Source organism: Flavobacterium aquicola, assembly GCF_003385115.1.
In the GTDB taxonomy this organism is placed as follows: domain Bacteria; phylum Bacteroidota; class Bacteroidia; order Flavobacteriales; family Flavobacteriaceae; genus Flavobacterium; species Flavobacterium aquicola.
On the sequence record NZ_QUNI01000005.1, the window covers coordinates 364606 to 377683 of the forward strand.

Genomic DNA, 13078 nt, shown 5'->3' on the forward strand with positions numbered 1-13078 from the left:
ATTTGGCGGTCGTCTAATAACTTTGTTACAACTTGGATTCTATATTTTTTTTAGAATACTAGGATTTCGTACTTTTAGAAATGTCTTTTAAAATAAAATGCAAACGATTTTTTACTTCTATCGGACTGGCATTTTTAGGGCTTTATACAATTTGTTTGAAAAATATAATACTGTACTTACTATATGGAAAGACCATCTTTCGCCATTTATGATGCTTCGGCAGGTTCTGGAAAAACATATGCTCTTGTCAAAGAATACCTTAAAATTATTCTAACCGCGCATAAGAATGATGCTTACCGGAATATTCTGGCAATAACGTTTACCAATAAAGCGGTTCACGAAATGAAAAGCAGAATCGTTGGGAGTCTATCTGAATTTGCCAAAGAAGAACCTGCAAAAAAAGCTCAGGATTTAATGCAGAATTTGTCTCAGGAAACCCAGCTTTCTATTATCCAAATCAAAACAAAATCACAGCAGATCATTAAACATATAATTCATAATTATGCTGCTTTTGATATTTCTACTATTGATAAATTTACTCACAAGGTCATTCGTGCTTTTGCTCATGACTTAGGATTACCTATGACTTTTGAAGTGACTTTGGATACTGAAAATCTTCTGATTGAAGCTGTAGATGCAATTATTGCCAAAGCTGGTGATGATGATATCTTGACCAAACTGCTTGTAGATTTTACTATCGAAAAAACAGATGATGATAAATCCTGGGATATTTCGCGGGAAATTTTGGAAACTGGGAAATTAGTGCTTAATGAAAATAATCGAAATGAAATTGTTCATTTTCAAGATAAATCTATTAATGATTTCATTGTTGTAAAAGAAAAACTGATACAAATTTGTAAAGATTTAGAAGCCAAAAATGCTCTTCTTGCCAAATCACTTCTGCAATTAATTGATATAAATGCAATTGATGTTAAATCATTTTCCAGAGGCACTTTTCCAAATCATCTTCATAGTATTGCAGATGGGAGATTCAACCAAAAGAATAAAATGTTTCGTGAATTCGAAGATATTGCAATAAATAAAACAGCGAAGGACAAAGCATTAATAGAAAACATTATTCCTCAATTATTACAAGGTCTTTCGGAAATATATAAAAACTTCGAAAAGCGAAATTTTTACAAAGCATTCTTAAGAAACATTACTCCTTTGTCATTATTGAATACGGTAAGCAATGAATTAATGAAAATTCAAAACGAACAAAACATTCTTTCGATTACAGAGTTTAATGCAATTATTCATCGCGAAATCCAGAATCAGCCAGCTCCTTTTATATATGAGAGGTTAGGAGAACGTTACCGTCATTTTTTTATTGATGAGTTTCAGGATACTTCCCAAATGCAATGGCAAAATTTGATTCCGCTGATCGATAATGCTCTTTCAGGTCAAGATGATTCCGGACAAAAAGGAACTTTGATGATTGTAGGGGATCCCAAGCAATCTATTTACAGATGGCGCGGAGGAAAAGCTGAACAGTTTATTGAGCTGAGCAAAGATCAGAATCCTTTCAGTAATCCCGATAAAATACTGGAACATTTAGATAAAAATTATAGAAGTTATTCGCAGGTAATTGAATTCAATAATAACTTTTTTCACTTATTGTCCAATGAGTTTAGTAATGCAGATTATAAGGATTTATACGAGAATCATAGTCATCAGCAGAAAAATGATAAAATTGGCGGTTATGTAAATATTTCTTTTTTGCCAAAACTCGAAGTTCAAGAAGGAGAGGAAGAGGAAGTTCTTGATAAAACTGAACAATATGTTCTGGCGACTTTAAACACAATTCAAAAAGTTATAAAAGAAGGGTTTGAGTATAAGGATATTGTAATTCTCACCCGAAAAAGAAGTCAGGGAATTGCTGTTGCCAATTATTTAACGGAGCAGAGTATTCCGCTGTTGTCTTCTGAGACATTGATGATTCAAAATGCAACCGAAGTTCGGTTAATCATTCATATATTAAAGTATTTAAAAAACAGTTCAGATTTAGAATCAAAGGCCAATTTCTTGCAGTATTTGGCGCAAAACAAGCAAGATCAATTACCTGTTCACGATTTCATAGCCGAAGGAATGGATAAGAAGGAGGAATCAGCTTTTGAAAATTGGCTCGAGAATTGCAATATAGAACTCTCTTTTGAAAACATCAGAAAAAAATCATTGTACGAAGCTGTTGAGATTATCATTGCAAAATTTTTAAAAACCAATGCTAATCTGGGGACCATACCTTCGGGAACTGCGTATGTTCAATATTTTTTAGACCTTGTTCTAGAACGAGATGTTCGCAATCAGGCAGGGATTTCAGATTTCCTGTATTATTGGGATAAAAACTCTGAAAAATTCAGTATTCCTTCGCCAGAAGGGACTAATGCAGTTCGTGTAATGACAATCCATAAATCAAAAGGTTTGGAATTTCCGGTTGTGATTATGCCTTTTGCAGATGAAGATTATAATCGGAAACCTAAAGATAAATTATGGCTGGATTCGAATGAGCAAGATTTTAATATGCCGAAAGTGTTAGTTGACAATACTGTTGGTATTGAGGAATTTGGTGCTGAAGCTTCGGCTCTTTATAATCTAAAAAAACAAGAGGAGCTGCTGGATAATATTAATGTATTATATGTTTCTTTGACTAGAGCCGAAGAGCAATTGTATATTATTTCTCAAGATGTAAAACCAAAAAAAGATGGTGAGTATCCAAATAATATGGCTTCATTTTTTATAAAATATTTGATACAGCAAAAAGTTTATGATGAAAATCAAATCGAATATCAATTTGGTAATTCCAAGAAATTATCTGCGGATGAAAAGCACATTGATTCAACAAAAAACATTCCAGTTGTTTCGGAAGTAATGAATCCAAAAAACATAAAAATAGCGCAGAAAGAGGCTCTAATGTGGGGAACACATCAGCAGCAGGCTATTGAATTTGGTAATGTGATTCATGAAATTTTATCTTTTGTAGAGACAAAAAGTGATGTGGAATTAACAATTAATAAAGCTGTCGAAAACGGCTTAATCACAATTCTGCAGAAAGAACTTGTCACAAATGCTATTTTTAAAATAATGAATCATAAAGATTTGATAGATTATTTTGCAGAAGGGAATAAAGTTTTTAATGAACAAACAATCATACAGAAAGAGAAAGGAACAATTAAACCTGACCGATTGGTTATCAATAAAAACAGAGAAGCTTTGTTATTAGATTATAAAACTGGTGTTCATAATTCAAAATATAAATATCAATTAGAAAATTACCAAAGTGCTATAGAAAAAATGGGTTTCAAAGTGCTAAAAAAAGCATTAGTATATATAGGAGCTGAAATCGATGTAGTACATTTGTAACAAAAAAATAATTATTTGTTTGAAATAACAATGAATTGCACTTTTCAATTTAAAATTTAATAAAAATGTACGGTAAAATACAGCAACACTTACAATCCGAACTTCAAGCTATTGAAGAAAACGGAATTTTCAAAAAAGAAAGAATTATTACTTCTGCACAAGGAGCAGAAATTATTATTTCCACCGGTGAAACAGTCTTAAATTTTTGTGCAAATAATTATTTAGGGCTTTCTTCGCATCCCGAAGTTATTCAAGCCGCAAAAGATGCGATGGATACCCATGGCTTTGGAATGTCGTCAGTACGTTTTATTTGCGGAACACAGGATATTCATAAAACATTGGAAAAAAAGATAGCGGATTTCTATGGAACGGAAGATACCATATTATATGCGGCTGCTTTTGATGCTAATGGAGGTGTATTCGAACCTTTATTTGGAGAGAATGACGCAATTATATCGGACAGCCTAAATCATGCTTCTATTATCGATGGTGTTCGTTTATGTAAAGCTGCCCGCTATCGTTACGGAAATAGTAATATGACTGATTTGGAACAGCAATTAATTAAAGCAAATGAAACGGGAGCTCGATTTAAAATAATTGTCACGGATGGTGTGTTCTCCATGGACGGAGTTGTGGCACCTTTAGATAAGATTTGTGATTTAGCTGACAAATATGATGCGCTGGTTATGGTTGATGAATGTCATGCAGCTGGATTTATTGGAGCGACAGGTAAAGGAACGCTAGAGGCAAAAGGCGTTATGGGTCGTGTTGATATTATTACAGGTACATTAGGCAAGGCTTTGGGCGGTGCTATGGGTGGTTATACAACTGCAAAAAAAGAAATAATAGAATTATTAAGACAGCGTTCTAGGCCATACCTGTTTTCAAATTCATTGGCTCCGGCTATTGTTGGAGCGTCAATTAAAGTATTTGAGCTATTACAAAAGGACACTTTATTGAGAGATCAATTGGAATGGAATACTAATTATTTTAAAGCAGGAATGAAAAAGGCTGGATTTGATATAGTAGACGGGGATTCGGCTATAGTTCCAGTAATGCTGTATGATGCAAAATTAGCTCAAACTATGGCAAATGAGTTATTAAAGGAGGGGATTTATGTAATTGGATTCTTTTTTCCAGTAGTGCCTAAGGATAAAGCAAGGATAAGAGTGCAGTTATCCGCGGCACATACAAAAGAACATTTGGATAAAGCAATACACGGTTTTGTAGCTGTAGGTAAGAGACTTGCTGTAATATAATTGTTAAATTTTCTATTTGCGAAGTGTTTTATTTAACAATTTATTTTGATGTTACGGAAAATGGTGCTACTTTTGTTTCAAATTAACTAATTGTAATTAAAATAACAAAGTATGAAACATCTTAACAAACTTTTAGTTGCTGTAACAATGGTGATGGGATTGAACTCTCAGGCACAAGACAGTAACAATAAATGGGCAGTCGGTTTTGGAGTAAACGCGGTTGACTACAGATCTAGTGCAGGTGGTGACTTTATGAGTCATTTTGATCAGCCATTTATGGTAAGCGATAACTGGAATATTCTTCCTTCAGTTTCTTATATCAACGTTTCTAGGTACGTAGGTAGTGGTTTTATAGTTGGACTTACAGGTTCTATCAATCAAATTGATAAATTTGTTGTAAAAGTTCCAGGTAAAACTTGGAATGGACCTAATGATTTTGTTGCTGTAAATCCTGGAGATTTAATGTACTATGGTATTGATGCAACCGTAACTTATAGTTTTATGGAATTAATCAAATCTAAAGTTTTAGAGCCTACATTAAGTTTTGGTGGTGGTTATACTTTCTTAGGTGATGAAAGCTATGGTACTATTAATCCTGGTGTTGGACTGAATATTTGGTTTACAGAAAATGTAGGTCTTTCATTATTAGGAACGTATAAAAAATCATTTGGAGATAGAGTTTATGCTGGAACTCAAACGCCAGATGCTCCTTCTTATAGTCAATATTCTGCAGGTCTTACTTTCAAGTTTGGTGCTAAAGATACTGATGGAGACGGAATCTATGATAAAGATGATGCTTGTCCAGACGTTGCAGGTTTAAAGCAATTTAATGGTTGTCCTGATACAGATGCTGATGGTATCGAAGATTCTAAAGATAAATGTCCTACTGTTGCTGGTACTGCTGAATTCCAAGGTTGTGCTGATACAGACGGAGACGGTGTAGCTGATCCAGATGATGCTTGTCCTTCAGTTGCAGGTTTAAAACAATTCCAAGGTTGTCCTGATACAGATGGAGACGGAATAACTGATGCTTCAGATAAATGTCCTACTGTTGCTGGTCCTGCTTCAAACGGAGGATGTCCTGAATTGGATTCTGATAAAGATGGTGTAATTGACAAACAAGATGCTTGTCCTACTGTACCTGGTCCTGCAAGTAACAAAGGATGTCCAGAAGTAACTGAACAAGTATTACAAGATCTTAAAGTTCAAGCTAGAGCAGTTTACTTTGTAACTGGTAAAGCAGTATTAGCAACAGCTGATAAAGGAGCTACAGATGGTAGATTGGAAGCGATTAAAGAAATCCTTAAAAACTACCCTAATGCTAAATTCGCTATCGAAGGTCACACAGATAATACAGGTAGTGCAAAAGTAAATCAAAAACTTTCTGAAGATAGAGCAAAAGTTGTTATGGATAAGTTAATTGAAAAAGGAGTTAATCCTGCTAACTTAACTTCAGCTGGTTATGGTTCAACTAAACCAGTAGCTTCTAACAAAACTAAAGAAGGTAAAGCACTTAACAGAAGAACTGAAATTAGACACATTGGAACAGTATACGAAGGTAAATTGTAATCAAGTCTAAATAATTTTTAAAAGCCATTCTTAATTGAATGGCTTTTTTTATATTTATAAAATGACAAATATTTCCTTTTTAAATAAAATTGCCACTGTAATATTATCAGATTATAATAATGAGCTGACAGAAACGGTTATTGTTTTACCCAATAAACGAGCAAAAATATTTCTTATAGAGGCATTAAAAAACCAAACGGATGGTAATATATTTTCTCCGGAAATTATTAGCATCGAAGATTTTGTTCAGAACATTGCTCAAATAAGAACTATTGATCCAATTGAATTGCTTTTTGAGTTTTATGAAGTCTATTTGTTGATTACCGAAAAAAAGAATCAGCAGTCATTTGAGGTTTTTGCGAATTGGGCAAAAACACTGCTTCAGGATTTTAATGAAATTGACCGTTATTTACTAGATCCAGATCATGTATTGTCATATTTGAAAGATATTGAAGACATTAAGAAATGGGGAATTGAAGTCGAAAATAAAACGCAGTTACTTGAGAACTACATTGATTTTTGGAAATTATTACCTAAATACTATCAATCTTTGTATGATCACTTGCTAAAAAATAGAATTGGTTATCAAGGTTTGATTTATCGGGAAGCTGTAAAAAATATTGATTACTTTTCGAAGTCAATTTCTAATAAAAAATTTGTGTTTGCAGGGTTTAATGCCTTGAACGCTTCGGAAGAAAAAATTATCCAACATCTTATAAATTTAGATTTAGCTAAAATATATTGGGATGCTGATCAGACGTTTCTCAATGATCCTTACCATGATGCAGGTTTGTTTTTACGTCGTTTCAAAGAAAACTGGAAACACTATAAGTCCCATCCTTTTGAATGGATTGTGGATGAATTCTCTGCATCGAAAAATATTCAAGTTATTGGAACTCCAAAAACTATTGGTCAAGCTAAGATAGCTGGGAGTATAATTGAAAACATTGTAAATAATAATCGTTCTGCTGCACTGGATAAAGTAGCTGTTGTTCTGGGAGAAGAAAACTTGCTCATTCCATTGTTGTATTCTCTACCAAATACTGTCGGCGCTTTGAATATTACGATGGGATATTCGAGCAAAAATAATCCTGCGCAAATTTTGATAGCCAAATTGTTTAAAATGCATACGAACGCATTGTCCAGAAACAATAGCAGTTATGTTTTTTATTATAAAGATGTACTGGATATATTGACTCATCCGTTGATTGAGCCTTATGCAAATGCAAGTACTTTGGTTAATATCATTAATAAAAACAACTATACTTTTATTAGTCATCAAAAATTATTGGAATTAAATACTTCTGCTAATGATTTATTTTTGCTTGTATTTGAAAAATGGGAAAGCGGTTCTATTGCCGTTTTAGAAATAATTTCGAAATTATTACTGAAGGTTAAGAACAACTTAAACAATGAAAATGAGGAGGAAAAAATAACCAAAGCTTTTGTTTATGCTATTTTTAAAGTGATTAATAAACTGATTAATTACTATTCACAGCATAAAGAGATTGATACAATAGATACGCTTTATGCAATTTATAAACAAGTAATTGATTTAGCTGAAGTCTCATTTGAAGGAGAACCATTAAATGGATTACAGATTATGGGAGTGCTTGAAAGCAGGGTACTGGATTTTGAAACGGTCATTATTACTTCAATGAATGAAGGGAAATTTCCAGCGGGAAAATCTCAAAATTCATTCATTCCTTATGATGTGAAACGTGAATTGGGTTTGCCGACTTTTAAAGAAAAAGATGCCATTTATACCTATCACTTTTATCATTTATTGCAGCGAGCCAAAAGCATTTATCTGCTGTATAATACCGAAAGCGATGGTCTTGACGCAGGTGAAAAAAGCCGTTTTATCACCCAATTGGAAGTTGAGAAACAACCTAATCATACTTTAACGCACGAAATTTATAATGCCGTTTTGCCGGACACAGCTTATTCTCCAATGGTAATTCCAAAATCGGAAAAGGTAATGGATCGTTTGAAGGAAATTGCAGAAAAAGGATTTTCTCCTTCGGCATTGACGAGTTATATACGGAATCCGATTCAGTTTTATTTTCAAAAGATTTTGAGAATTAGCGAAGTGGAAGAGGTTGAAGAAAATATTGCTTTGAATACGTTGGGAACTATTATTCACGAGACTTTACGTGTTTTGTATGAGCCTTTTATTGGCAAATTTATTTCGGAAACTGATATTCAAAATTGCATTAAGCGAATTGACTCAGAAGTTTTGATTCAGTTTAAACTAGTTTACAAAGAAGGAGAAATAAAAAAGGGGAGAAATCTTTTGGCTTTTGAAGTTGCTAAACGAAATGTTTTAAATTTCTTAAAGGTAGAATTGGATAGTTTAGAGAATGGTGACGCCATAAAAATTTTGGAACTTGAAAAAACATTCGAAAGAATAGTCGAACATCCAAGTTTTCCTTTCCCAGTTTTGATTAAAGGAAATGTGGATAGGATTGAAGTACGTAATGGAAACATTCGAATCATCGATTATAAAACGGGTAAAGTCGAAAAGACGAATGTTACTCTTAAATCTTGGAAAGGATTGACAGACGATATCAAAAACGACAAAATTATCCAAGTTTTGGCTTATGCTTACATGTATGAAGCAAATGCTAACGGAAAACCTATTGAAGCTGGAATTATTTCTTTTAAAAACTTAAAATCGGGATTTCTGCCTTTTAATTTTAAAGAAGAAAAAGAAAGTACTGCTATTATCAGTAGTGAAATTCAATCGAATTATTTGGAGCAGATTGTTTTGTTGCTGAATGAAATATTGGATGTGAATATTCCTTTTGAAGAGAAAATTGTATAAGGTAATGAGTAAAAAGTGGCTTAACTTATTTGAATTTTTCAAAAGCACAATTGCTATTAATCTTTCGGCTAGTTTTTTTGTTTTTCTTTTTGGAGGGTTGATTGCTTTTAATTACTCAGTTCTTAGTTTTGGTTTTGGTTTAAGTCTGCTTTTTAAGGAAGTTAATTCCAAGAATGAATATGTGTTTTATTTCAACAATCAAATTTCCAGAATACAGCTTTGGATTTCTTCTTGGTGTTTTACGTTTGCTTTTTTAGTGATTTGTGTTTGTGTTTTTAATCTAATAAAGTTACTGTTTTGAAAAAACATTTATTAGAAATAGACAGCGTTCAGAAAACTTTTGACAATAAAAACATCTTGTCGGATGTTTATTTAAAATGCGAAACAAATGATATCATTGGGCTTTTGGGCAGAAATGGTTCAGGAAAGTCAACTTTATTAAAAATTATTTTCGGAATTGAATCTGCCGATTTCAAGTTTGTTAGAATTGATAGTGTTGTGAAATCTAAAACCAAAGATTTATTTGCTGAAATTAGTTACCTGCCTCAGGATAATTGTATTCCAAAAGTATTATCTATAAAAAAAGCGATTCAGCTCTCTGTTTCCAAAGAGAAGATTCAGGAGTTTTGTTCAGATGAAATAATTGTTGCAATGCTTGACAAGAAAATTTCTCATTTATCGGGAGGTGAATTACGTTACTTAGAAATTAAAATTATTCTTTATAATTCTTCAAAATTTGCTTTGCTGGACGAACCTTATAATGGTCTGTCTCCTTTGCTGGTGGAGAAAGTGAATGAATTAATAGCTGAAAATTCTAAAACTAAAGGGATAATCATTTCGGATCATAATTATGAAAATGTAATCAAAGTGTCGAACAAATTGATTTTGCTCAAAGAAGGCAAGGCGCATCATTTGCTTTGCAAAGAAGAATTGATCGAGAAAGGATATCTGAAAGAAGGAATGCTCTAAATCCTCTTTAAAAAATCAGTTAAAACGCTTAGTAATTCTTCTTGGTTTTCAATAGAACTCATGTGTCCGTCGGGAAAAGTTACCAATTCAACATTAGTGCTTTTTATTTGTTCCAAATTCTCTTCGTAATTGAGAACAGGGTCTTTTTTTCCTAAAATCAGTAATTTTGGAAAAGTGGTTGTATGCAAAAGAAATTCTCTATCTTTTCTAATTTTCATTCCTTCAAGGGAAGCCACAATTCCTTGTAGAGGTGTTTTTAAAGCCTGAATTTTTACCTGCTCGATTTCTTTAATGAGTTTTTCTCTGTTGTCTTCGCTGAACAAATTGGAAATAGACAATCGGATGAAAGTTTCATAATCTTTTTTGACTGCTTTGATGGCGCGGTCTCTGTTTTTCTTTCTTTCGGTGCTGTCTTCTTTGGAAGTGGAGTTGAGCAATACCAATCCTTTTATTTTATCTGGATACAATTCGGCGAAAGCCAAAGCAATATAACCGCCCATAGAATGTCCTACAAGAATAGCTTTTCGAATCTTTAATTTGGACAAAACCTCGTGAACTACATCGGCATTTTCTTCCATGGTTTGAATGTAGCCCAAACTTTCGGTTTCTCCGTGACCCAATAAATCAATGGTTATGATTCGGTTTTTTTTGCTTAATTCGGACACATAAAAATCCCACATCGTTTTGTTTTCCAAAAAACCATGCAACAAGACAACTGCAGTGCCTTTTCCGGTATCAGTATAGGATATTTGGGTGTTTTTGTAGAGAAGTGTTTCCAATGGGATGAGAATTATGTTGACAGTTTACAATTGCAAAATTAAATTTTTAAATTCCTAAATGCTATATTTGAGTAAAGCATTTTATAAAATATGAATAGACTTGTAATTATTGGAAACGGTTTTGATTTGGCTCATGGATTGCCAACTTCGTACAGAGATTTTATAGATGATTTTTGGAAAAATTTTAAAGATAAATGTAAAAGTGATGAATATCAAAATTTAATAAGTACTCATGATCATTATAACGGATATTACAATGGAGTAAATCAGATAGAAAATTTTAATGATTTGAAAGTTAATTTAGAAAATTATTCAAAAGAGAATGGACATTTTTATGACTCAAATGCTGTTGTTTGTAGAAACAGTCATAATACTATTTTTGCATTCAAAAGTGATTTTTTCAAATTGATTAATAAAAAAAATTCTGAAAATTGGGTAGATATTGAAAATCAATATTACAAACAATTAAAAATAATTGCAAAACATAGATCGCTTAGCGCAAATGAACAAAAGGAGCAGGTTGTTTTATTAAATAAAGAATTTGAACAAGTTAAAAGTCTTTTAAAAGCGTATTTAATAAAGACTATTAATAAAAAGTATAATTGGTTTGATTTAAAAAACAATGAAATTGAAGATCATTTGAAAGAAGAACCAAATATTTGGGAGTTTTTATTTGATAAGAAAAATAAAGAATATTATGAGAATGATGTTAATCTAAATTTGGAAGATACTTTATTTTTAAGTTTCAATTATACTAAAACAATAGAGAATTATAGTAGTTATATGGGCAATGGATTTTCTTGTAACTATATTCATGGAGAACTGAATAATGAGGAATTGCCAATAATATTTGGATTTGGAGATGAAATGGACGAACATTATGCAGATATTGAAAACCTTGATGATAATGAGTATCTTAAAAACTTTAAATCCATTCAATATTTAGAACACTCTAATTATAAAAATCTGTATAATTTTATAGAAGCAGAACCTTTTCAAGTTTTTATTATGGGGCATTCTTGTGGTTTATCAGACAGAACATTACTAAGTATGATTTTTGAAAATGAAAATTGTCTTTCTGTAAAAGTGTATTATTATCAAATGTCTAAATATTCAGATAATTATACTGAAATTATTCAAAATATTTCAAGACATTTTAAAGACAAAAAAATGCTCCGAAATAAAGTTGTTGAAAAGATGCATTCTAAGCCATTGGTTAAATTTATTGGATAAAATAAACAGCTCCCATTTCTGAAAACCGTTTTGATATTTATAAACCTAAACACGATTCTTAATTGTCTCTTTTTTTGAATCTTCTAAAAAAGCAGTATGTTGTCTTTTAGCCCCGATTGAAGTGAAAATCCTTGTGGGCTGGGGTTCAGCCCACAAGATTGGAGTGGAAAGCGGGAGGATACTTGTAAAAAATGCCTAATCTTCTGCTCCAAATATTAAAAACGATTATCGCCATCCAAAAGATTGCCTAATCCTCCGAGTAAACTTCCTTCGTCACGGCTGTTTCCGCCTGACCTTGGTGCCGATGCGATGATTCTGTCCGCCAGTCTAGAGAAAGGTAATGACTGAATATAAACCGTTCCGGGACCGCGAAGTGTGGCATAAAACAATCCTTCGCCACCAAAAATAGAGTTCTTGATGCCACCTATAAATTCGATATCATAATCGACATCTTTGGTAAAACCAATGATACAGCCGGTATCGACTTTTAGGACTTCGCCGTGTTTTAATTCCTTTTTTGCCATCGTGCCACCAGAATGAACGAAAGCCATCCCGTCTCCTTCTATTTTTTGCATGATGAAACCTTCACCGCCAAAAAGACCTCGGCCAAGTTTTTGGGAGAATTCAATTCCAACCGAAACGCCTTTGGCAGCGCACAGAAAAGAACTTTTTTGACAGATAAATTTCCCTTGAAACTGCGTTAAATCAATAGGGAGGATTTTGCCGGGATATGGCGAGGCAAACGAAACTTTGCTTTTGGTATTTCCTTGGTTCATAAAGGCTGTCATGAACAAGCTTTCGCCGGTAAGGACTCTTTTTCCGGCATTCAAAAGCTGGCCAAACAAACCTGAACTTGCCTGCTGTGCGGATCCGTCTCCAAAAATGGTTTCCATTTTGATATTGTTTTCCATCATCATGAAACTGCCTGCTTCGGCAACTACAATTTCCTGCGGATCCAATTCTATTTCCACATACTGCATTTCTTCTCCAAATATCTGATAATCTATTTCGTGTGCTCGCATGATTTTTTTTTTTTATTTTTCAGTATAAGTCGGATGGGAGTTTGGAATGTTACAAATGGG

The 13078-nt window shown here is 32.9% G+C and carries 8 protein-coding genes; 6 read left to right on the forward strand and 2 right to left on the reverse strand.

Annotated elements, in window-relative coordinates; genetic code table 11:
• Window positions 1–183: 183 nt before the first annotated feature.
• The 5 genes from C8P67_RS11240 to C8P67_RS11265 all read left to right on the forward strand — a co-directional run bounded on the left by C8P67_RS11240 (window position 184) and on the right by C8P67_RS11265 (window position 9984).
• A complete protein-coding gene (locus C8P67_RS11240; RefSeq protein ID WP_115813265.1) occupies window positions 184–3360 on the forward strand; it encodes a UvrD-helicase domain-containing protein in 3177 nt (1058 codons plus the stop codon).
• A gap of 65 nt (window positions 3361–3425) precedes the next feature.
• Window positions 3426–4619 carry a glycine C-acetyltransferase gene (gene kbl, locus C8P67_RS11245; protein WP_115813266.1) on the forward strand — a complete coding sequence of 398 codons (1194 nt, stop codon included), beginning with the start codon at window positions 3426–3428 and terminating at the stop codon, window positions 4617–4619.
• Between the two features lie 111 nt (window positions 4620–4730).
• On the forward strand, window positions 4731–6188 hold the full coding sequence (locus tag C8P67_RS11250; RefSeq protein ID WP_115813267.1) for an OmpA family protein: 1458 nt from the start codon (window positions 4731–4733) through the stop codon (window positions 6186–6188).
• 61 nt (window positions 6189–6249) lie between these two features.
• Window positions 6250–9015: a PD-(D/E)XK nuclease family protein gene (locus C8P67_RS11255; RefSeq protein ID WP_115813268.1), complete on the forward strand. Its 2766-nt coding sequence runs from the start codon at window positions 6250–6252 to the stop codon at window positions 9013–9015.
• 297 nt (window positions 9016–9312) lie between these two features.
• Window positions 9313–9984 carry an ATP-binding cassette domain-containing protein gene (locus C8P67_RS11265; protein WP_115813270.1) on the forward strand — a complete coding sequence of 224 codons (672 nt, stop codon included), beginning with the start codon at window positions 9313–9315 and terminating at the stop codon, window positions 9982–9984.
• Here C8P67_RS11265 and C8P67_RS11270 read toward each other — a convergent pair.
• Window positions 9981–10763 carry an alpha/beta fold hydrolase gene (locus C8P67_RS11270; protein WP_115813271.1) on the reverse strand — a complete coding sequence of 261 codons (783 nt, stop codon included), beginning with the start codon at window positions 10761–10763 and terminating at the stop codon, window positions 9981–9983. The genes C8P67_RS11265 and C8P67_RS11270 overlap by 4 nt on opposite strands.
• Window positions 10764–10853: 90 nt before the next feature.
• Between C8P67_RS11270 and C8P67_RS11275 the strand changes: the two genes are divergently transcribed.
• Window positions 10854–11996 (forward strand): AbiH family protein, encoded by a 1143-nt coding sequence (locus C8P67_RS11275; RefSeq protein ID WP_115813272.1) that lies wholly within the window; start codon window positions 10854–10856, stop codon window positions 11994–11996.
• A 215-nt stretch (window positions 11997–12211) separates the two neighbouring features.
• Here C8P67_RS11275 and C8P67_RS11280 read toward each other — a convergent pair whose 3' ends face one another.
• Window positions 12212–13018 (reverse strand): TIGR00266 family protein, encoded by an 807-nt coding sequence (locus C8P67_RS11280; RefSeq protein WP_115813273.1) that lies wholly within the window; start codon window positions 13016–13018, stop codon window positions 12212–12214.
• Between the last annotated feature and the right edge of the window lie 60 nt (window positions 13019–13078).